Raw genomic sequence first — 21,644 nt, forward strand, 5'->3', positions numbered from 1 at the left:
ACATCAACCGTAGGCTTGGATCGCCTTCACATCCAGATCACCGGCCTTGATGGCGCCGATGGCCTGGGCCGCCGCCAGCGCGCCTGCGGTGGTGGTGTAATAGGGCATCTTCATCATCAGGGCGGTGCGGCGCAGGCTGAAGCTGTCCTGCAGCGACTGCTTGCCCGAGGTGGTGTTGAAGACCAGCTGGACCTCGCCGTTCTTCATGGCGTCCACGATGTGCGGGCGGCCTTCCAGCACCTTCTTGACCAGTTTCACCTCCAGCCCCTGTTCGACCAGATAGGCGTGGGTGCCGCCGGTGGCGATCAGACTGAAGCCTTCGGCCAGCAGCGTCTTGGCCGCATCGACGATGAAGGGCTTGTCCTCGTCCTTGACCGAGATGAAGGCGCAGCCCGAGGTCGGCAGGGTGACGCCGCCGCCGATCTGGGACTTGGCGAAGGCGCGGGCGAAGGCGGGGGCCATGTCGGCCTCGCCCTCACGTTTCCAGTCCAGACCCATGACCTCGCCGGTCGAACGCATTTCCGGGCCCAGGATGGTGTCGACCCCGGCGAAACGCGCGAACGGGAAGACGGCTTCCTTGACCGCGATATGGTCGTACGGCTTGTCCGTCAGGCCAAAGGACTTCAGCGGCACGCCCGCCATGACCTTGGCGGCGATGGCGGCGATAGGCTGGCCGATGGTCTTGGCCACGAAGGGCGCGGTGCGGGACGCGCGCGGGTTCACCTCCAGCACGAAGATGCGCGGGTTCTCGCTGTGCGGCTCTTCAATCGCGAACTGCACGTTCATCAGGCCGCGCACCTTCAGGGCCTTGGCCATTTCGGTCGTCTGACGCTTCAGCTCCGCCACCGTCTCGGCGGACAGGGAGTAGGGCGGCATGGAGCAGGCGCTGTCGCCCGAGTGAACCCCGGCTTCCTCGATATGCTCCAGCACGCCCGCCACGAAGACCGTCTCGTCGTCGCACAGGGCGTCCACGTCCACCTCGGTGGCGCGGTTCAGGTAATGGTCGATCAGGACGGGATCATCGCCCGAGACTCGCATGGCCTCATGGACGTAGCGGTCCAGCTGTTCGCGGTCGTGGACGATCATCATGCCGCGTCCGCCCAGGACGTAGGAGGGGCGCAGGACGACCGGATAGCCGACCTCTTCCGCCTTCTGCGCGGCTTCTTCGGCGCTGCGGGCCAGGCCGTTCGGCGGCTGGCGCAGGCCGATGCCCTCCAGCATCTGCTGGAAGCGCTCGCGGTCCTCGGCCAGGTCGATGGAGTCGACGCTGGTGCCCAGCACGGGGATGTTGTCGTCCTGAAGCGCGTGGGCCAGCTTCAGCGGGGTCTGGCCGCCGAACTGCACGACGCAGCCGATCAGTTCGCCCTTGGAGCGTTCGACTTCGATCAGCTCCAGCACGTCCTCGGCCGTCAGCGGCTCGAAATACAGGCGGTCGGAGGTGTCGTAGTCGGTCGAGACCGTCTCGGGATTGCAGTTGACCATGATCGACTCGACGCCGATCTGATCGAAGGCGAAGGCCGCGTGGCAGCAGCAGTAGTCGAATTCGATCCCCTGACCGATCCGGTTCGGACCGCCGCCCAGGATGATGGCCTTCTTCTTGTCCGACGGCTCGGCTTCGCACTCGGGGATCTGGCCCAGCGCGCCCGTCTCATAGGTCGAATACATATAGGCGGTGGCCGAGGCGAACTCGGCGGCGCAGGTGTCGATGCGCTTGAACACCGGGCGCACGTTCAGGCCGCGACGGGCCAGACGCACGGCCTTCTCGGTCGTGCCGGTCAGTTGCGCCAGACGGGCGTCTGAGAAGCCCTTGGCCTTCAGACGGCGGAACTCGGTCGGGTCGGACGGCAGGCCCTTGACGCGGACGTGGCCTTCCTCGCGCACGATGTCGGCGATCTGGCGCAGGAACCACGGCTCATAGGCGCAGGCGGCGTTGACCTCCTCGACCGTCAGGCCGTGGCGGAAGGCCTGGGCGATGACGCGAATGCGGTCGGGCGTGGGGATGCCCAGGGCGCGCACGACGGCGGCGCGTGCGGTCGCATCGTCGGCGGCGCCGGCGACGCCTTCGATCTCGATCTCGTCAAAGCCCGACAGGCCGGTCTCCAGGCCGCGCAGGGCCTTCTGCATCGATTCCTGGAAGGTGCGGCCGATGGCCATGACCTCGCCTACCGACTTCATCGAGGTGCCCAGCAGGGGCTCGGAGCCCGGATATTTCTCGAAGGCGAAGCGCGGGATCTTGGTGACGACATAGTCGATGCTCGGCTCGAACGAGGCGGGCGTGACCTGGGTGATGTCGTTCTGCAGTTCGTCCAGCGTATAGCCGACCGCCAGGCGCGCCGCGACCTTGGCGATGGGGAAGCCGGTGGCCTTGGACGCCAGGGCGGACGAACGCGACACGCGCGGGTTCATCTCGATCACGACCATGCGGCCGTCGGCGGGGTTGATCGCCCACTGCACGTTCGACCCGCCCGTCTCGACCCCGATCTCGCGCAGGACGTTGATCGAGCCCGTGCGCATCCGCTGGTATTCTTTATCCGTCAGCGTCAGGGCCGGGGCCACGGTGATGCTGTCGCCCGTGTGGACGCCCATCGGATCGACGTTCTCGATCGAGCAGATGATAATGCAGTTGTCCGCCGTGTCGCGGACGACCTCCATCTCGTATTCCTTCCAGCCCAGCACTGACTCTTCGATCAGGACTTCGGTGGTCGGTGACAGGTCCAGACCGCGCGCGACGATCTCGTCGAACTCCTCGCGGTTGAAGGCGATGCCGCCGCCGGTTCCGGCCAGGGTGAAGCTGGGGCGGATCACGGCGGGCAGGCCGACGAACTCCAGACCCTCCAGCGCCTCTTCCATCGAATGGGCGGCCTTGGAGCGGGGGCTTTCCAGACCCAGCTTGTCCATGGCGTCGCGGAACTTCTGACGGTCCTCAGCCTTGTCGATGACCTCGGCCTTGGCGCCGATCATCTCGACGCCGTGGCGGGTCAGGGCGCCCGATTCATGCAGGGCCAGGGCCGTGTTCAGCGCCGTTTGGCCGCCCATGGTCGGCAGCAGGGCGTCGGGCTTTTCCTTGATGATGATCTTCTCGACCATCTCGGGGGTGATCGGCTCGATATAGGTGGCGTCGGCCACCTCCGGGTCGGTCATGATGGTGGCGGGGTTCGAGTTGACCAGGATGACCCGGTAGCCCTCGGCCTTCAGCGCCTTGCATGCCTGAACGCCGGAATAGTCGAACTCGCACGCCTGGCCGATGACGATCGGGCCTGCGCCGATGATGAGGATGGACTTGATGTCTGTGCGCTTGGGCATCGCCAGCTCTTCTTCTTATTGAACGCTAATGGGTCACGACCGCGCAGTCCCAGCCGTCATAGTCCAGCTGGAAGGCCGCGGCCCAGGTCTGCATCATGGCGGAGGTCGCCGAAAACGACGCTTCGTCCACCGCCATGGTGGTCTCGAGTGTGGTGGAATCGTCGGCGCCGCTGGTCAGGAAGCCCGCGCGCCGCGCGACCTCGTTCAGGTCGCCGTGATCGCCTTCGCCATAGAAGTAGAAACGCGTGTGACGCGGGGTCACGCCGCTGTCGCCCTGTTCGGCCAGCGCCGCGCGCACCATGGCGTCGCGTTCGTCATGACTGATGTCCGGGGCGAACAAGGGCGGCGTCTTCCTTCGTTGATTACGCGCGCGAGAAGCCCCCGCACAGCATGGCCGTGCGACGTTCGCGTCGGGTTGTCGGTTAAGCGGTCCGTTTAGAGAGGGAGGGGGTAGTCGGCAAGCCTTTATCCGTCGATCGCCTTGATCCAGTCCGGCAGTTCGCCGATGCGGGACAGGGAGACGTAGCGGGGCTCGTTCTCGGGGGCGTCGGCCAGTTCGTGGGCCCAGGTGACGTGGTAGGGGATGTGGACGGCGAAGGCGCCTGCCGCGATGGCGGGCAGGACGTCGGACTTCATCGAGTTTCCGGCCATGACCGCCTCGGCGGCGCCGGTGCCGTGGCGGGTGAAGGCGCGCTGATAGGTGGCGCGGTCTTTCTCGGAGACGATCTCGACCGCGCTGAACCGTTCGCCCAGGCCGGAGGCCGCCAGCTTGCGCTCCTGATCCATCAGGTCGCCCTTGGTGATCAGGACCAGACGGTATTTCTCGGACAGTTCGGCGATAACCTCGTCCACGCCGGGCAGGGTCTCGACCGGGTGGGCCAGCATTTCACGACCGGCGGCCAGGATCTCGCGCACGACATGGGGCGGGGCGGCGCCGTTGGTCAACTCCATCGCCGTCTCGATCATCGACAGGGTGAAGCCCTTCACCCCGTAGCCATAGAGGCGAAGATTGCGCTGTTCCGTCTCGGCCAGGCGCGCCTCGATGGCCGCCTCATCGCCGTGGTCGGCCAGCAGGTCGACGAACCGCGCGTGGGTCAGGCGAAAGATCGTCTCATTGTGCCAGAGGGTGTCGTCAGCATCGAGGCCGACCGTCGTGATGGGCATGATCGTGGTCCGTGATTTCGGCGCCGCTCTTGGCGCGGCCTTGCGGCGAAGGCAAGGCGCGCCGGGCATCGTGACTTGCGGCCCGTTCGGGGTTCGGACAAGGATCGCGGCATGGACGGTCGCCGCTTCCTGAAGGTTTCGTGCCTCCTGTCGCTGGCCTTGCTGCTGGCGGCGGGCGGTGTGTCGGCGTCGCCGCAGATAACGGGGGACGAGGCACGGCCCCTGCGCTTCTCCGACATCGTCCAGCCCCCGCCTGACCGTGCGCGCACCCGCATGAACGAGCGGGTGTTCGACCGGGTCTGGAGCGAGGTTCAGCGCGGCTATTACGACCCCGGTCTGCACGGGGTCGATTGGGATGCGGCCAGGGCGCGGTTCCGGCCGCTGGCGGTGGCGGCGACCGACGACCGGACCCTGTACAGGGTCGTCAACGACATGCTGGACCTGCTGGACGACGGCCACGCCGCGGCCAGTCCGCCCGCCGCCGTGCGTCGCCAGGAGGCCATGTTCGAGCGTCGGGCGGTCATGGGGCTGACCCTGATGGCGGGCGAAGACCGCAATGTCTGGACGGTGGAGCGGGTGCGGGCGGGATCACCGGCGGAGACGGCGGGGGTCGAGGTCGGCTGGACCCTGAACACCGTCGATGGGCGGCCATGGGGGCCGGATGTCGAGGTCTTCGACGGCCGCCCCGTGCAGCTTGTCCTGACCGACGAGACGGGCGCGCGTCGCGAGACGACCCTGACGCCGCGCCTGATGGACGGACCGCAGCCCTTCGTCGCCGACTATTCGCGGCCCGGCGTTCTGGTGCTGAGGATCGAACAGTTCGATCCGGGGCTGGGCCGCTGGATCGGGCATGAGCTGGATGGCCTGCCTGCCGATGTGAATGTGGTGCTGGACCTGCGCGCCAATCCGGGCGGACGGCTGTGGGAGGCGGAATCTGTCCTGACCTGTTTCCTGCCGCGCGGTCAGGTCTGGGCGACGCGGACGGGACGGCGCGGCCGGGCGGTGGCGTTGAAGGCGGCGGGCGACTGCGGCGATCATGAGGCCCCGGTCGCCAACCCCGTCGCCGTGCTGGTGGACAAGGGCAGCCGCAGCGCTGCCGAACTGACGCCCGCCGCACTGCAGGAAGCGGGCCGGGGGATCGTGGTGGGGGAACAGACAATCGGCTCGGTCCTGATCGCCCAGGACACCAATCTGCCGGACGGCGGGCGGCTGACGCTGAGCCGTTCGGACTATGTGACCGCGGGCGGCGTGCGGCTGGAGAAGCGCGGGGTCACGCCGGACATCCTGGCGCCCCGCACGGTGGCGGAACGGCGGGCGGGCGAAGACCCGACGCTGGAGGCGGCGATTGCGGCGCTTCAGTCAGCGGATCGGGTGCACGCCGAAAGCCAGTCCTCGGGCCTCTAGATCAGCAGCATTTGAACGAGCCGGAGCCGCCGAAGCGGCGCTGCTCGTGCAGGCGGAAGAAGGCGACCTTGTCCAGCGGGGGCTGGTCCGGGTGGTTCGCCGCCGCATGGGCGACATAGGCGTCATAGTCGGGCTGGCCGATCATGGCGCTGGCGGTCTGGCGGATGCCGCGACCCCAGCGCAGGGCCGTGTCGCGGCACAGGCACAGCAGGTCTTCCTGCGCGGGGATTTGTGCGGGATCAGGCACGGGCGATGTCCGCGGCTTCATCCGCCGGGGTCAGGTCGTGGGGCTCGGGATACTCACGCGCTGTGGGGCGGTTGTTGCGCCAGGCCTTGCGGCAGGCCAGCACGCCATACACCACCATCGTGACGACCACGAACAAGAAGCCCGCCGTCAGGGTCGAGTTGACGTAGTCGTTGACGATGATGCGGTGCATGTCGCCTGCGCTCTTGGCCGGGGCGATCAGTTCGCCGGCGCCCAGCGCCTCCTGGTATTTTCTGGCGTGCGACAGGAAGCCGATGCGGACGTCCGGGTGGAACAGCTTCTGGAAGCCCGCCGTCAGTGTGCAGACCAGCAGCCAGGTCGCGGGCAGGATCATGACCCAGGCGAACTTCTCGCGCTTCATCTTGAACAGGACGACCGTGCCCAGGATCAGGGCCACGGCGGCCAGCATCTGGTTGGCGATGCCGAACAGGGGCCACAGGCTGTTGATGCCGCCCAGCGGGTCGATGACGCCGGTGTAGAGGAAATAGCCCCACAGACCGACCGTCAGGGCCGTGGCGACCACATTGGCGCCCCAGGATTTGGTCTCGCGCATCTTGGGCACGGCGACGCCCAGCAGGTCCTGGATCATGAAGCGGCAGACGCGGGTTCCGGCGTCCACGGTCGTCAGGATGAACAGGGCCTCGAACAGGATGGCGAAATGATACCAGAAGCCCATCATCGCCTTGCCGCCGATGACGTTGGACAGGATGTGGGCCATGCCGACCGCCAGCGTCGGAGCGCCGCCCGCGCGTGACAGGATCGAATGCTCGCCCACGTCGCGGGCCAGCTGCTCAAGCTCTCCCGGCGTGATGTGGAAGCCCCACTGGGCCACGGCGGCGGCGGCGGATGCGGCGTCCGTGCCGATGATCGAGGCCGGGCTGTTCATGGCGAAATAGACCGCCGGGTCCAGAACCGTGGCGGCGATCAGGGCCATGACGGCGACGAAGCTTTCGCACAGCATGGCGCCATAGCCGATCAGCGGGATCTGGTTCTCGTTCTCCAGCAGCTTGGGCGTGGTGCCGGACGAGATCAGGGCGTGGAAGCCGGACACGGCGCCACAGGCGATGGTGATGAACAGGAAGGGGAACAGGGCGCCCGCGAAGACCGGGCCTGTGCCGTCGATGAAGGGGGTGATGGCGGGCATCTGCAGATGCGGCCGGACGATCAGGATGCCGATGGCCAGGGCGACGATGGCGCCGATCTTCAGGAAGGTGGACAGGTAGTCGCGCGGCGCCAGCAGCAGCCAGACCGGAATGACCGAGGCGATGAAGCCATAGACCATCATCAGTATGGCCAGGGTCGGGCCGGTCAGGGTGAAGGCCGGACCCCAGTAGGGATCAGCCGCGACATGGCCGCCCGCCACGATGGCCAGCATCAGCAGGACCACGCCGATGACCGACACTTCACCCACGCGGCCGGGCCGCAGGAAGCGGGTGTACAGGCCCATGAAGATGGCGATGGGAATGGTGGCGGCGACGGTGAACGTGCCCCACGGGCTCTCGGCCAGGGCCTTGACCACCACCAGCGCCAGCACCGCCAGAATGATGACCATGATCATCAGGACGCCGACCTGGGCGATGATGCCGGGGATGTTTCCCATCTCGGTGCGGATCATGTCGCCCAGCGACTTGCCGTCGCGGCGGGTGGACATGAACAGGACCATCATGTCCTGAACCGCCCCCGCCAGCACCGCGCCAACCAGGATCCACAGCACGCCGGGCAGATAGCCCATCTGGGCGGCCAGCACCGGCCCGACCAAAGGCCCAGCCCCGGCGATCGCCGCGAAATGGTGGCCGAACAGGACGTTTCTGGGCGTCGGCACATAGTCGAGGCCGTCGTTGCGCCGAACGGCGGGCGTCATCCGCGCCGGGTTCAACTGCATGACCTTGTTGGCCAGATATCGGGCGTAGAACCGATAGGCGATGGCGTAGGTGCAGACGGCGGCGACCACCATCCAGACCGCACTGATGCTCTCGCCCTTGTGCAGGGCGATGACGCCCAGGGACACCGCACCCAATATGGCGATGGCCCCGAAGATGAGGGGTGTCTTCAACTTGCCCACGTCAGTTCCTCCCGGCCGTCTGGCTGGCGGCCCTGAGCGACTGTGTGAACCATAAGCGGGCGTCGCGCCAATCGACTAAAGTCGAAAAACCTCAGACCCTGACCACCTTCACGCGGCTGGCGGCTTCGCGGGCGCGTTCGCGGGCTTCGTCGGTGCCGGCGCCGCGCGCGGTGGCGACGCCCATGCGGCGGCGCTCGAACGCCTCGGGCTTGCCGAAAAGGCGCAGGTCGGCGGTGGGCACGGACAAGGCTTCGGCGACACCTTCAAAGGCCACGCTCTGGGCTTCGATCCCGCCATAGATGACGGCGCTGGCGGCGGGTTCGCGCAGGGTCACATCGACCGGCAGGCCCAGGATGGCGCGGGCGTGCAGGGCGAACTCGCTCTGGGTCTGGCTGGCCAGGGTGACCAGACCGGTGTCGTGCGGGCGGGGCGAAACCTCTGAGAACCAGACCTGATCGCCCTTGACGAACAACTCCACCCCAAAGACGCCAAGACCGCCCAGCGCCTCCGTCACCTTGCCCGCGATGTCCTGGGCCGAGGTCAGGGCGGCGGGCGTCATCGCCTGCGGCTGCCAACTTTCGACATAGTCGCCCTTGACCTGGCGATGGCCGATGGGGGCGCAGAAGTCGGTGACGATCGCGCCGTCGCGCAGCGAACGCACGGTCAGCAGGGTGATCTCGAAGTCGAAATCGATCCGGCCCTCAACGATGACGCGGGCGCCAGCGACGCGGCCGCCTTCCTGGGCATAGGTCCAGGCGTCGGCGATTTCGTCGGGGTTTTCGACGAAGGACTGTCCCTTGCCCGACGACGACATGACCGGCTTGACGAAGTTGGGATAGCCGACGGCCTCGGCGCCCGCCGCCAGTTCCTCAGCCGAGCCTGCAAAGGCGTAGGGGCTGGTGGGCAGGGCCAGGGTCTCGGCGGCCAGCTTGCGGACGCCCTCGCGGTTCATGGTCAGCTGCACCGCGCGGGCGGTGGGGATGACCACGGCCATGCCGGCGGCTTCGATGTCGGCCAGGACCTCGGTGGCGATGGCTTCGAGCTCCGGCACGATGATGTGCGGGGCCTCGGCCATGATGACGCCGTTCAGCACCTGCGGGTCGGTCATGGGGATGACGTGGCTGCGGTGGGCCACCTGCATGGCCGGGGCGTTGGGATAGCGGTCCACGGCGATCACCTCGGCGCCCAGCCGCTGCAGCTCAATGGCGACCTCCTTGCCCAGTTCGCCCGAGCCGAGCAGCATCACGCGCACGGCGGTGTCGGAAAGCGGGGTGCCGAGTTTCATGGCGTCAGGCTCCGGGTCGGTTTGAAAGTGCGGCTCATTGCGGGTCCGCCGCATAGAGCTGGCGGAAGGCGTCCAGCGCCGCCCCATGATAGATGGTGGCGTGGCTCTCGGCCGGGCGAGGCGTGAAGCTCCAGTGCTCATTCGGCAGGGCGTACTGGCGCAGATTGGCGGTCAGAACATCCATCGGCGCCTGCATCATCTCGCCCTCGTCGCCCAGCGTCAGGATCAGGGTGCGCGGGTCGCCCGAATGGTCACGCAGGTGGGCGCCCGCCTGTCGCGCCAACCGGCCGCCGTCCCACCAGAGGCTGGGGCTGACGGCGACATAGGCGTCGAACATCTGCGGCTCTTTCAGGAAGGTCTCGACCACGAACAGGCCTGCCAGAGACTCGCCCATCAGGGCCGTTTCGCCGCTGGTGCGGTAGCGGGCGTTGATGAAGGGCTGGACCTCTTCGGACAGGAAGCGGCGGAAATGGTCCGACTGGCCCTGCGTCGGATAGCGGGCGATCAGTTCGGCGTCTTCGGTGGGCAGGGTCAGTTCATTGCGGCGGTCGACCGAGGCGACGCCCACGACGATCACGTCGCGGGTCGTGCCGACGATCGTGCCCAGCTGGGCGATGCCCGAGATATGGTGGAAGTCCTGATCCTGACCGCCGTCCAGGACATAGAGGACGGGGTAGGTCTTGCTGCTGTCGGCATAGCCGGGGGGCAGCCAGACATTGATCTCGCGCGCGCCGCCATAGACATTCGACGGCACGGCCCATGATGATCCGATTACGATAGGCGTGGCGCGGATGCCCATGTCGAGGGCTTGGGCATGGGGGGCTGGGGCGATGGCTGCGGCCATGACGATGGTCAGCAGCAGACCGCGAACCGAAATCATCGACATCTCCACAAGCCTTCCCTCTCCCAGCGGGAGAGGGCTTGAGCGCACGACGGCCAAGCCGTCGTTTTGGCGCGAAAGGGTGAGGGGCGGCCGATGCGGACTGGTCCGCCATTCGCCCCTCATCCGGCCCTTCGGACCACCTTCTCCCACCGGGAGAAGGGCAGGTTTCTTACAGTCGCGCCTTGACCGCTGCGACCACGGCGTCGGAGGTGATGCCGAACTTCTCGTACAGGACTTCCGCCGGGGCCGAGGCGCCGAAGCTGGACATGCCGATGAAGGCGCCGTCTTCGCCGATGAAGCGTTCCCAGCCCTGCTTGATCGCCGCTTCGATGGCGACGCGCACGGTGCCGCGACCGATGACGGCGGCCTGATAGGCGGCGTCCTGCTGTTCGAACAGTTCGAAGCAGGGGACTGAGACGACGCGGGTCGGCGTGCCTTCGGCTTCCAGAACCGCAGCAGCGTCCAGCGCCAGGGCCAGTTCCGTGCCGGTGCCGAACAGGGTGACCTTGGCCTCGCCATTGGCGGCCTTGATCTCATAGGCGCCCTTGGCCGTCAGGTTTTCCGACGAGGCGACCGTGCGGACGGCGGGCGTTTTCTGGCGCGACAGGGCCAGGGCCGACGGGGCGGTCCTGGTCTCCAGCGCGATCTTCCAGGCCTCCATCGCCTCGACCGTGTCGGCGGGGCGGAAGACCAGCAGGTTCGGAATGGCGCGCAGGGCCGCCAGATGCTCGACCGGTTGGTGCGTCGGGCCGTCTTCGCCCAGACCGATGGAGTCATGGGTCAGGACGTGGATGGCGCGCACGCCCATCAGGGCGCCCAGGCGGATGGCCGGACGGCTGTAGTCCGAGAAGACCATGAAGGTGCCGCCGTAGGGAATGACGCCCCCGTGCAGCGCCAGACCGTTCAGGGCGGCGGCCATGCCGAACTCGCGGATGCCCCAATTGACGTAGCGGCCTTCATATTTCGGCGCGTCCAGGATCGGCGTGCCCGCGACGAAGGTGTTGTTCGAGCCGGTCAGGTCGGCCGAGCCGCCGATCAGTTCGGGGATGGCGGCGAAAACCTGATCCAGGGCCGCGCCTGACGACTGGCGCGTGGCCTGTGCGGGCTTGGTCTCGATCAGTTCCGCGATCTTGGCGTTCAGCGCGTCGAAGGCGCCTTCCGGCAGGTCGCCCTTGATGGCGCGGGTGAAGTCGGCGGCCTTGTCCGAGGCGGCGAGGCGGGCCTCCCACTTCTTGCGGTCCTTGGCGCCGCGACGGCCGACCTTGTGCCAGGCGTCGGCGATCTCGGCGGGGATTTCGAACGGCGCGGCGGTCCAGCCCAGCGCCTTGCGCGTGGCTTCGATCTCGGTCGCGCCCAGGGCCGCGCCGTGGGTCTTGTGGCTGCCTTCCATGGTGGCGGCGCCGCGGCCGATCTTGGTCTTGCAGGCGATCAGGGTCGGCTTGTCCTGGCGGGTGGCCCACTTCAGCGCGGCCTTGATCGCGTCCAGGTCATGGCCGTCGATGGCCTTGACCGCCCAACCAGCGGCCTTGAAGCGGGCCTTCTGGTCGGTGGCGTCGGACAGGCCGACCTTGCCGTCGATGGTGATTTCGTTGTCGTCCCACAGGACGGTCAGCTTGTTCAGCTGATAGCGGCCGGCCAGGGTGATGGCCTCCTGCGACACGCCTTCCATCAGGCAGCCGTCGCCGGCGAGGACCCAGGTGCGGTGGTCGACCAGATCGTCGCCGTATTTGGCGGCCAGGTGACGTTCAGCCAGCGCGAAACCGATCGAGGTGGCCAGACCCTGACCCAGCGGGCCGGTGGTGACCTCGACGCCCGGCATGTGGCCGAACTCCGGGTGGCCAGCGGTCTTCGATCCCCACTGACGGAAGTTCTCAAGCTCCTGCTTCGTTGCGGCCTTGTAGCCGGTCAGGTGCAGCAGGGCGTAGATCAGCATCGAGCCGTGGCCCGCCGACAGAATGAAGCGGTCGCGGTCGGCCCAGTCGGGGCGCGAGGCGTCAAACTTCAGGAATTTCGAAAACAGCACCGTCGCCACATCGGCCATGCCCATCGGCATGCCGGGGTGACCGGACTTGGCCTTCTCCACGCCGTCCATGGCGAGGACGCGGATGGCGTTCGCCATCTGCTCAGGAGTGGCCTTGGATGCGGCTTTGGCGTCGGTCACTGTGGAGACCTTTCGTCGTGATGCGGAAAATAAGGGGCGCGCCGCTTTACCCCGACGCGTCCTCGGGTTCTATACGCAATTTGTAAGGAGCGACCGATGGCAGACGCCACAACGGCCGCACGGGCCCGCATCGACCGGGCCCTGGCCGGCCTTGAACGCAAAATCCTGGAGTTGAAGGCTCGCACCGCCTCGACCTCGCCCGTCAGCGACGACGACCTTTTCGCGCCACGGGCCGATGGCGCGCGGGTGGCGGAGCTGGAAGCGGCGGGCCGCGAGGCGTCCGACGCCCTGGCGCGCGCCGCTGACGCCGTGCGCGACGTGCTGGCTGAATCCGAAGGGGAGACCCGCTGATGGCGACCGTGACGGTGGACGTGAACGGCCGCCCCTATGCCGTGGGCTGCGCCGACGGGCAGGAGGAGCGGGTCCGCATCCTGGCCAAACAGTTCGACAACCAGGTGCGCCAGGTGGCCCAGGACGTGGGTCATGTCGGCGATCTGCGGCTGTTTCTGATGTCGGCCCTGATCCTGGCCGACGAACTGCATGAGGCGCGGCTGAACAGCGGCAAGCCGGGCCTTGTTCCGCCTGCCCAACCCGCGCCCTCGACCGATGGCGTGGCCGAGGCCCTGAACGCCGTCGCCGCGCGGATCGAGAAGATCGTCCAGGGAATCTGAGCCCCGCCGATCCCGCTCGGGCGCAAGCGTGATTTGTCATGACGGTGCTGGCGAAATCCGTCGCGAAGGACTATCTATCGCGACGGCGGGTCATGCTGCGGCTCACGTCGAAGACAACATATCCTTCTGACCTTAATTCACTCTACGGGATCTGTCCCTGTCCGGGCTCGAGGGCCTGGGCATATGGAGCCCACCTGGCTACCCAGGTCGAGAGGATTTAAACGTTCCTCACGGTTCGCGCGGCGCCGCCACCCTTTCTTCTTTTTTAGTGCGCTAACGCTCGTGACACGGTCGCTCGCTGCTTGAGCGCGAGCGCGCCATACGCGCGTTCTTTTCAGTGCGATGACGTTCGTGATGCGATCGTTCGCTGCTTGAGTGTGACGGCTTGGAACTTGCGCGGCTGCTCGTCGGGACGGCGTCGGCGGTGTAAGACGCAAGGCATGAGCCTGGACAAACACGAGCAACGGTCGGCCATGCGGGCGCTGCGCAAGCGGTTGGCGCAGGTTGATCCTTCCGCCGCCGGGCGCGCCGCCGATCATGCGGACCGGCTGCCGGACGGCGCGTTCGTGGCCCTGTACCGCGCGATGGGATCAGAACTGGACACCGACGCCCTGGCCGTCGCGCTGGAGGCCGCAGGGCGTCATCTGTGCCTGCCGGTGGTTCTGCAGCGGGATGCGCCGATGATCTTTCGCGCCTGGTCGCCGGGCGAGCCGCTGGAGCTGGACGCCGCCGGATGTCCCGCGCCCCTGCCTCTGGCCGAGACGGTCGATCCCGATCTGATCCTGACGCCGCTGTTGGCCTTCGACCCTTTCGGCGGGCGGCTGGGACAGGGCGGGGGCTATTATGACCGCACCTTCGCGGCGCGGCCTGACGCGATCCGGGTCGGTTTCGCCTATGCCGGACAGGCGGTCGAGCGGCTGGCGCTGGAAAAACACGACATTCGACTGCATGGCGTTCTGACCGAGACCGGCTATACGGCTTTCCCATGAGAGATTTTGTATGAGACTGGCGTTTTTCGGCGACGTCATCGGCAAGTCCGGCCGTGATGGCGTCAGCGACTATCTTCCGGGCCTTAAGCGTGACCTGAAGCTCGACTTCGTGGTCATCAACGCCGAGAACGCCGCAGGCGGGTTCGGCATCACCGAGAACACGGCGCGCGAGCTGTTCATGGCGGGCGCAGACTGCCTGACGCTGGGCAACCATTCGTGGGACCAGCGCGAGGCCCTGACCTATATCGTGCGCGAGCCGCGCCTGATCCGCCCCGCCAACTATCCGCGCCTGATGGATGCGCCGGGCGCGGGCGCCAATCTGTTCGAGACCCATTCAGGCCGCACGGTTCTGGTCATGAACGTGCTGGGCCGGGTGCATATGGACCCGATGGATGATCCGTTCGGCGCGGTCGAGCGCGAGCTGGCCGCCGCCCCCCTGGGCGCCGTCGCCGACGCCGTCATCGTCGATATCCATGCCGAGGCGACCTCGGAGAAGATGGCCATGGGCCATTTCTGCGATGGGCGCGCGTCTCTGGTCGTGGGCACCCACACCCATGTCCCGACCGCCGACTGCCAGATCTTGCCCGGCGGCACGGCCTATCAGACCGACGCGGGCGGCTGCTGCGACTATGACAGCGTCATCGGGAACGAAAAGGACGAGCCGCTGCGTCGCTTCACCACCCGCATCTCGGGCGGGCGCTACACCCCGGCTTCGGGGGCGGCGACCATCTGCGGCGTCTTTGTCGAGACGGACGACAAGACCGGCCTGGCCACGCGGGTCGAGCCGATCCGCGTCGGCGGGCGTCTGTCACAGGCGATCCCGGTCGTCTGACGCCCGGTCAGGCCGGAACCAGCACCGGCTTGCGCATCGCCAGCAGTCTCAGCCGCAGCGCGTCCAGATCGCGCGACCGGCGCTCGGGCAGGTGGTTGCTCAGCACATAGCGCTGTCCGGCCCGCGCCATGGCGGTGCGGCGTTCGGGGTCGAGGACCAGCGTCTCCATCGCATCGGTCAGGCTGGCGGGCGTCACCTCGTCCACATAGAGGGCGTGCGGGCCGCTGGCTTCGCGCAGGCCCCCGCGCCCGGAGGATATCAGGGCCGCGCCCGCCGCATGGGCCTCCAGCGCGGTCAGGCCCAGGGGCTCGGCCCAGACGGACGGGGTCACGGCGATGGCGACGGTCTTCATGATCTCGCGCACCTCGCCCAGAGAGGCCGAGCGCAGAATGGCCACCCGGTCGCCGAACCGCCCCAAGGGCGCGACGTGCGGCGCGGCCCAGGCCTGATGATCGTCCCAGTCGTTCAGCATCAGCATCGCGCGCCAGTTCGGATGGCGCTCCAGAACGGCGGGCAGGGCGGCGCACAGCACGTCCAGACCCTTTTCCGGCATGGCGCGGCCAGCGAAGGCGATGATCTGATCGCGATCTTCGGGTGCCGCCAGCCACGGGTCGGCCTGAATGGGGTTGGGGATGCCAAAGCTCTTGTCCGCCAGGCCGGGGTGCTGGGCGACGAAGCGGTCGCGCTCGGACTTGCTGACGAAGATCAGCCCGTCCTGAACTCCATAACGCGCCTGATAGCGCCAGCGGTCCAGCAGGGTTCTGGGCGTCTTCAGCGCATGGTGGCGGTACAGCAGGTTGGTCGCCCGGGGGAAACGGCGGGCCAGACGCGTGGCGTCCACCACCTTCTGATGCACCTCGATCAGGTCGGGGTCATAGGCGCGGATGTGCCGGGTCAGGGCCTCGATGCGGATGTTGCGCCCTTCCGGCACGGTCTGAACGTCAAAGTCGCCGTGGTCGTCGGCGCCCTCCGGGCAGAAGATGCGGATCGACGACCGATAGCGGCTGACCCCGGCCAGGGTCCGCACCACCGTCTCCATCGAGTTGGGGCGCGATTGCGAAAAACGGCTTCCGGGCGGAAGGACGATGGCGATCTTCACGGGGGCGTCCTGAACGACGTTGGCGTTGATCCCTAGACGCCGCCGCCCGCGAAAAGCCTTCCGCCTAGCTGTTGGGGAACCCCAGCTCCGGCTCCATCCGCTCGAAGGTGCGGTTCATCGCATAGGCGTCCAGGCTGGGCAGGGCGATATGGCCGTAACGCAGCGACAACTGCGCCTCGGCCCTGTTCTCCCCGCCCTTCGACACGGCCGCGACATAGAAGGCCGAGGCCAGGCCCGTGCGGTCCGACCCGCCCGCGCAATGGATCAGCAGGGGCTTGGGCGCATCGCGCATGATGCCGATCAGGGTGCGGACTTCCTCGGGCGTCAGCTCTTCCTTGGCCGACATGCGGAAGTTGATGTGCCGGATGCCCAGTCGCGTGCTGTCGGCGACCTCATTGTCATACCAGGGCGTGCCCGGATTGGGGCCGCGCAGGTTCAGAACCGTGCGGATGCCGTGCTGCTGCTCCATCCGATCCAGCAGGCCCGGGCGCGGCTGGCCCGCGCGATAGATCTCGCCCGGAATGACCGTATGGACATTTCCGGTCAGGTTCACCCCGACGATATAGATGATCAGACAGCCAACGACGGCGCTCAGTCCCATCAGGGCGATGCGAAGGGGCGAACGGCGGCGGCTCATGCAGATCAGGCTCCAGCGAGATCACGGCCATAGGGGCGTATTGCGACGATCCGTTGACGCGCCGGGGACATTGGCGATCAGGCCGGCTTTCGCCGCGCCCGGAGACGAAGCCGCATCGGCTGGCTGCTGCGCAGGGTGATCTGGTGCACAGGGCGGGGCTCGACGGCGGTGACGGCCTCGACTTCGGCGACACGCAGGATGGCGGCCAGGGCGATCATGGCCTCCTGAATGGCGAAGGCGGCGCCGATGCAGACGCGCGGCCCGGCGCTGAACGGAATATAGGCGTAGCGGTCCACGGACTTGCGGTTTTCCGGCAGGAAGCGCTCGGGCTTGAAGGCGTCGGGCTGATCCCACAGCAGTTTGTGACGCTGCAGAATCCACGGCGAGATGATGACGGTGGCGCCCGCCTTGATCTTCTGCCCCCCGACCTCGTCGTCGGCCAGGGCGGTGCGGGCCATGGTCGGGGCGGGCGGGAACAGGCGCATCGTCTCCTCCAGCACGGCGCGGGTCCACGGCAGGTTGTCGGCCCATCTGGGCTGGCTGACGTCGAAGGCGTCGGCCTCGGCCTGAAGCCGGGCCAGATATTCCGGCTGGCGCGACAGCAGATGCAGGGTCCAGCCCAGGGCGCGGGCGGTCGTCTCATGTCCGGCCAGGATGAAGGTCAGGATGTTGGCGGCGACCTCTTCATCCGACAGACCGGGCCCCCCGTTCTCGTCGCGCGCCAGCAGCAGGGCGCTGAGCAGGTCGTCATGGGCCTCGCCGCCTGCCTCGATATGGGCGCGGCGCGCCTCGACCAGACGGGTCACCCGTCGTTCGAAGAAACGGGCCGAGCGGAAACTGGCCAGCCGTCCCAGGCGCGGGGCCCAGTCCGGCGCGCCCAGCACGTCCAGCGGATCAATCCGCGCCCCATTGGCCAGAAACTGGTTCAGGGCGCGCTCGAACCCGCGCGCCTCGCCGCCCAGTTCGTCCGAGAACATGGTCGCCGACAGGATGTCGAAGGTCAGGCCGGACATCTCGCTGTCGATGTCCAGCACCCGCCCATGCGCCGACAGGGACCATGAGGCGACGCGGGCGTGGCAGACCTCGGCCATGCGGGCGTTCAGGGTGGCCATCTTGGCGGGCGTGAACAGGGGGGCCAGGATGCGCCGTGCGCGCCGCCAGGTGTCGCCCTCGGTCAGCAGCAGGCCCTCGGCCAGCATCGGCCCCAGAACCCGGCGCTGCAGGTCGCCCTTTACATAGTTTGCTGCGTTTTCCGTCAGGACATGGCGGACGCCCTCGGGATGGCTGACCACCAGGATCTCGCCCAGCACGCTGTGCCCATGCAGTTGCGGCTCGTTGAAATGCCGTTCCGACCACATGCGGATGGGGTCGCGCCAACTGATCCAGAGGAAGGGCAGCAGCGACAGCGGCTGCGTCCGGCGCGCCGGAGTGCGAGGAACGAAAGGCGTATCGACGACCGTCATTAGCGTGTCTGCTCCGCATGGCCCCTGGCGAAAGATAGGGGCGGGCGGCGCGATGCGCCATGTTTCAGGTCTGTGCGCGGGTCTTTCGGGTCTCGACCAGACGGTCGCGCAGGGCGTCCAGCTGGGCCGCGCGGCGTTGGGGCGTGTGTTCGGTCTGGACGTGCTGCTGGCCGCTGCGCGCCATCGCCAGCCGCTGTTCGGGATCGGCGATCAGCTGTTCGATCCGGTCGGCCAGGGTGGGCGCATCCAGCGGCTCGACATAGAGGGCGTGCGGACCGCTGCCTTCGCGCAAGCCCCCGCGACCGGACGAGATGACCGCCGCGCCCGCCGCATGGGCCTCCAGCGCCGCCAGAGGGAAGGGATCAGGAAAGGCGGACGGGACCAGGGCGATGGCGGCGCTTTGCAGGGTGTCGCGCACAACGGCCCACGGCTGCTGCTTGCGCAGGGAGACACGGTCGCCGAAGCGGGCCAGCCGGTCGATCTGGGCCTGGGCCCAGTCGGCATGGGTGCGCCAGTCGATCACCAGCAGGTCCGCCCGCCAGTCGGGATGGCGATCCAGCACCGGCTCCAGCGCGGCGCAGATCAGGTCGAAGCCCTTTTCCGGCACGGCGCGGCCGGTATAGGCGATGACCGGCCCGCGCCCTTCGACCGGGGCGGCCCACAGGTCGGCGTCTATGGGATTGTGGATGGTGAAGCCGCGCGCGGCCAGGGCCGGAAAACAGTCGGCGAAGGCGCCGCGCAGATAGTCGCTGACGAAGACATGGCCGTCGAAGGCGCGGAAACGGTGCTCATAACGCATCCGCGCCAGCGGGCCGCGGCCGCCGCTGGCCTGATTGTGGCGGTACAGGACGCTGGGGATATGCGGAAAGGCGCGGGCGATGGCGGCGGCGCTGGGACCGTGCTGGTGCAACTCCAGAAACTGCGGCGGATCACGGCGCAGGGCGCGGATGATGCGTCCGGTCCGCCCCAGGCCGGGCGCGACGGCGACCGTCCGCAGGTCGCCGCGATCCACAGCCCCCGCATCGCAATAGACGGTCACCTGATCCCGGTTGGCGCTGTAGCGCGACAGGGTGCGCGCCACCGTCTCGATCGAGTTCGGCTGGGTGCTGCAGAAGATTGAGCCGGGGCCCATGACGACGGCGGTTTTCATGCCTGCAGCCTGCTCATGAGCCCTCGGTCAAGGGAAGCGGTTCAGGCGGCGCTTCCCAGCCAGCCGGGCATCCAGCCTTCGTGCCATTCGCGCAGGTGGGCGACGGGGATGCTGAACAGATCGCCCTTGTCGCCGCGAGAGGCGAAGGCGTCGCCGCCCGCATGGCCGACGACCGAGGCGTGCAGACCGGCGTCCCGCGCCTTGGCGATCAGGGCGTCCGCATCCGGCACGGCGACCAGATACCGGGCCTGATCCTCGCCAAACAGGAAGATGTGGGCGTGGGCGGCGCTGGACGCGTCCAGGGTCACGCCGACGTCAGACGCCAGCGCCAGATCCGCCGCCGCGCCGATCAGGCCGCCGTCGGACAGGTCGTGGACCACGGTCAGTTCGCCGCCTTCGATCAGGTCGCGCACGAAGTCGCCGGTCTTCTTTTCCAGCTTCAGGTCGACGGGCGGCGGAGCGCCGTCCTCGCGGCCCAGAACCTCGCGCAGATAGATCGACGCGCCCAGCTCCCCGTGCGTCTGGCCGATCAGGACCAGGGTATCGCCCTCGGCCATGCCGCTGAAGCCGGTCACCACGTCATAGTTGGGCAGCAGGCCCACCGCGCCGACGGTCGGGGTCGGCGGAATGGCGACGCCGTTCGTCTCGTTATAGAGCGACACGTTTCCGCTCACGACCGGGAAGTCCAGTTCGCGGCAGGCCTCGGCCATGCCGTCGATGGCGCGCACGATCTGGCCCATGATCTCGGGGCGTTGCGGGTTGCCGAAGTTCAGATTGTCGGTGATGGCGATAGGGCGGCTGCCTACGGCGGTCAGATTGCGCCAGGCCTCGGCCACCGCCTGTTTTCCGCCTTCATAGGGGTCGTTCTGGACGTAACGCGGGGTGCAGTCGGAGGTGACCGCCAGACCCTTGTCCGTGCCATGCACCCGCACCACGCCGGCGTCGGCGCCCGTCGATGAGTCCTGCAGGGTGTCGGCCATGACGTGGCGGTCGTACTGTTCCCAGATCCAGCGCTTGGACGCCATGTCGGGGCAGGCGACGACCTTCATCACCGCATCGGCCCAGTTCTGGGGGGCGGGGATGTCCGAATGGTTCAGCTTGGGCTGAAGCTCCGGCTGGACCCACGGGCGGTCGTACAGGGGGGCGTCGTCGAACAGGGGCGCCAGCGGCACGTCGCAGACCGTCTCGCCATGATGCGTCAGCACCAGATGGCCGGTGTTCGTGGTCTTGCCGATGACAGCGAAGTCCAGGCCCCACTTCTGGAAAATGCGGTAGCCGACGTCTTCATAGCCGGGCTTCAGGACCGCCAGCATCCGTTCCTGGCTTTCCGACAGCATCATCTCGTAGGCGGTCATGCCGGTTTCGCGCTGGGGCACCTTGTCGAGATTCAACTCTATGCCGACGCCGCCCTTGCCCGCCATTTCGACGGATGAAGAGGTCAGGCCCGCGGCCCCCATGTCCTGAATGGCGGCGACGGCGCCCGAGGCCATCAGCTCCAGCGTGGCCTCGATCAGCAGCTTCTCGGCGAAGGGGTCGCCGACCTGGACGGTGGGGCGCTTGGCGTCCGACTCATCGTCGAACTCGGCCGAGGACATGGTGGCGCCGTGGATGCCGTCGCGGCCGGTCTTGGAGCCGAAATAGACCACGTCATGGCCCGCTTCGGGCGCGGCCGAGTAATAGATCTCATCGGCGCGGGCCAGGCCGACGCACATGGCGTTGACCAGGATGTTGCCGTTGTAGCCCTTGTGGAAGTTGGTCTCGCCCGCAACGGTCGGCACGCCGACGCAGTTGCCGTAGCCGCCGATGCCGCTGACCACGCCCTGGACCAGGCGTTTGGTCTTCTCGTGCGACGGATCGCCGAAACGCAGGGCGTTCAGCAGGGCCACCGGGCGCGCGCCCATGGTGAAGACGTCGCGCATGATGCCGCCCACGCCCGTCGCCGCACCCTGATAGGGCTCGATGTAGGAGGGGTGGTTATGGCTCTCCATCTTGAAGATGCAGGCGTCGCCGTCGTCGATGTCGATCACGCCTGCGTTCTCGCCCGGACCGCAGATAACGCGCTCGCCGGTGGTCGGGAACTTGCCCAGGTGGATCTTGGAGGACTTGTAGGAGCAGTGCTCGGACCACATGACCGAGAAGACGCCCAGCTCGACATGGTTCGGCTCGCGCCCCAGCCGGTCGAGGACGACCTGATACTCGTTCGGGGCCAGGCCGTATTCAGCGGCCAATTCGGACATCGTCTTTTCAGGAGCGCTCATGGGCGGGGCTTCTAGCCG

At 67.6% G+C, this 21,644-nt stretch carries 18 protein-coding genes and 1 other RNA gene; 6 read left to right on the forward strand and 13 right to left on the reverse strand.

All coding sequences use genetic code 11. The features are described 5' to 3' along the window. Positions 1-3 precede the first annotated feature (3 nt). The 3 genes from carB to JKF87_RS01415 all read right to left on the reverse strand — a co-directional run bounded on the left by carB (position 4) and on the right by JKF87_RS01415 (position 4,467). Entirely contained in the window at positions 4-3,303 is a 3,300-nt protein-coding gene (carB, locus tag JKF87_RS01405; RefSeq protein WP_201096642.1) for a carbamoyl-phosphate synthase large subunit, read from the reverse strand. Positions 3,304-3,328: 25 nt separating this feature from the next. Further along, the gene (locus tag JKF87_RS01410; protein ID WP_236261016.1) at positions 3,329-3,643 is read right to left on the reverse strand and encodes a ribonuclease E inhibitor RraB; all 315 of its coding nucleotides are present in this window, start codon (positions 3,641-3,643) and stop codon (positions 3,329-3,331) included. 125 nt (positions 3,644-3,768) lie between these two features. Continuing rightward, positions 3,769-4,467: an HAD family hydrolase gene (locus JKF87_RS01415; protein WP_201096643.1), complete on the reverse strand. Its 699-nt coding sequence runs from the start codon at positions 4,465-4,467 to the stop codon at positions 3,769-3,771. 111 nt (positions 4,468-4,578) lie between these two features. Between JKF87_RS01415 and JKF87_RS01420 the strand changes: the two genes are divergently transcribed. Continuing rightward, a complete protein-coding gene (locus JKF87_RS01420) occupies positions 4,579-5,871 on the forward strand; it encodes a S41 family peptidase (RefSeq protein ID WP_201096645.1) in 1,293 nt (430 codons plus the stop codon). Position 5,872: 1 nt separating this feature from the next. Here the strand turns inward: JKF87_RS01420 and JKF87_RS18195 are convergent, their stop codons facing one another. From JKF87_RS18195 to tkt, 5 genes are all read right to left on the reverse strand, one after another. Beyond that, entirely contained in the window at positions 5,873-6,118 is a 246-nt protein-coding gene (locus JKF87_RS18195; RefSeq protein ID WP_370874269.1) for a YbdD/YjiX family protein, read from the reverse strand. Next, complete coding sequence (locus tag JKF87_RS01430) at positions 6,111-8,198, reverse strand: carbon starvation CstA family protein (protein ID WP_201096650.1); 2,088 nt, start codon at positions 8,196-8,198, stop codon at positions 6,111-6,113. Before JKF87_RS01430 ends, JKF87_RS18195 begins: the two co-directional genes overlap by 8 nt. Positions 8,199-8,289: 91 nt before the next feature. Further along, the gene (gene purT, locus JKF87_RS01435; protein ID WP_201096651.1) at positions 8,290-9,483 is read right to left on the reverse strand and encodes a formate-dependent phosphoribosylglycinamide formyltransferase; all 1,194 of its coding nucleotides are present in this window, start codon (positions 9,481-9,483) and stop codon (positions 8,290-8,292) included. 34 nt (positions 9,484-9,517) lie between these two features. Beyond that, positions 9,518-10,363 carry an alpha/beta hydrolase gene (locus JKF87_RS01440; protein ID WP_236261018.1) on the reverse strand — a complete coding sequence of 282 codons (846 nt, stop codon included), beginning with the start codon at positions 10,361-10,363 and terminating at the stop codon, positions 9,518-9,520. Between the two features lie 172 nt (positions 10,364-10,535). Further along, positions 10,536-12,527: a transketolase gene (gene tkt / locus JKF87_RS01445; RefSeq protein WP_201096652.1), complete on the reverse strand. Its 1,992-nt coding sequence runs from the start codon at positions 12,525-12,527 to the stop codon at positions 10,536-10,538. Positions 12,528-12,623: 96 nt separating this feature from the next. Here tkt and JKF87_RS01450 point away from each other — a divergent pair, with 96 nt between their 5' ends. From JKF87_RS01450 to JKF87_RS01470, 5 genes are all read left to right on the forward strand, one after another. Further along, positions 12,624-12,878: a hypothetical protein gene (locus JKF87_RS01450; protein WP_201096653.1), complete on the forward strand. Its 255-nt coding sequence runs from the start codon at positions 12,624-12,626 to the stop codon at positions 12,876-12,878. Continuing rightward, complete coding sequence (locus JKF87_RS01455; protein ID WP_201096655.1) at positions 12,878-13,198, forward strand: cell division protein ZapA; 321 nt, start codon at positions 12,878-12,880, stop codon at positions 13,196-13,198. The genes JKF87_RS01450 and JKF87_RS01455 overlap by 1 nt, the downstream gene beginning before the upstream one ends. An 89-nt stretch (positions 13,199-13,287) precedes the next feature. After that, a non-coding RNA gene (ssrS, locus tag JKF87_RS01460) (6S RNA) lies at positions 13,288-13,448 on the forward strand. A gap of 127 nt (positions 13,449-13,575) precedes the next feature. After that, on the forward strand, positions 13,576-14,187 hold the full coding sequence (locus JKF87_RS01465; RefSeq protein WP_307417190.1) for a 5-formyltetrahydrofolate cyclo-ligase: 612 nt from the start codon (positions 13,576-13,578) through the stop codon (positions 14,185-14,187). Between the two features lie 10 nt (positions 14,188-14,197). Beyond that, complete coding sequence (locus tag JKF87_RS01470; RefSeq protein ID WP_201096659.1) at positions 14,198-15,019, forward strand: TIGR00282 family metallophosphoesterase; 822 nt, start codon at positions 14,198-14,200, stop codon at positions 15,017-15,019. Between the two features lie 7 nt (positions 15,020-15,026). Here JKF87_RS01470 and JKF87_RS01475 read toward each other — a convergent pair whose 3' ends face one another. From JKF87_RS01475 to purL, 5 genes are all read right to left on the reverse strand, one after another. Beyond that, entirely contained in the window at positions 15,027-16,118 is a 1,092-nt protein-coding gene (locus tag JKF87_RS01475; protein WP_307417192.1) for a glycosyltransferase family 4 protein, read from the reverse strand. A gap of 64 nt (positions 16,119-16,182) precedes the next feature. Further along, positions 16,183-16,755, reverse strand: coding sequence for a tyrosine-protein phosphatase (locus tag JKF87_RS01480; RefSeq protein ID WP_236261019.1), 573 nt, complete (start codon positions 16,753-16,755; stop codon positions 16,183-16,185). Between the two features lie 77 nt (positions 16,756-16,832). After that, on the reverse strand, positions 16,833-18,218 hold the full coding sequence (locus JKF87_RS01485) for a cytochrome P450 (protein WP_201096662.1): 1,386 nt from the start codon (positions 18,216-18,218) through the stop codon (positions 16,833-16,835). A gap of 64 nt (positions 18,219-18,282) precedes the next feature. Continuing rightward, positions 18,283-19,368 carry a glycosyltransferase family 4 protein gene (locus tag JKF87_RS01490; RefSeq protein WP_236261020.1) on the reverse strand — a complete coding sequence of 362 codons (1,086 nt, stop codon included), beginning with the start codon at positions 19,366-19,368 and terminating at the stop codon, positions 18,283-18,285. Positions 19,369-19,409: 41 nt separating this feature from the next. Beyond that, positions 19,410-21,626 (reverse strand): phosphoribosylformylglycinamidine synthase subunit PurL, encoded by a 2,217-nt coding sequence (gene purL, locus JKF87_RS01495; protein WP_201096663.1) that lies wholly within the window; start codon positions 21,624-21,626, stop codon positions 19,410-19,412. Between the last annotated feature and the right edge of the window lie 18 nt (positions 21,627-21,644).

It is taken from the genome of Brevundimonas nasdae (assembly GCF_016654005.1).
In the GTDB taxonomy this organism is placed as follows: domain Bacteria; phylum Pseudomonadota; class Alphaproteobacteria; order Caulobacterales; family Caulobacteraceae; genus Brevundimonas; species Brevundimonas nasdae.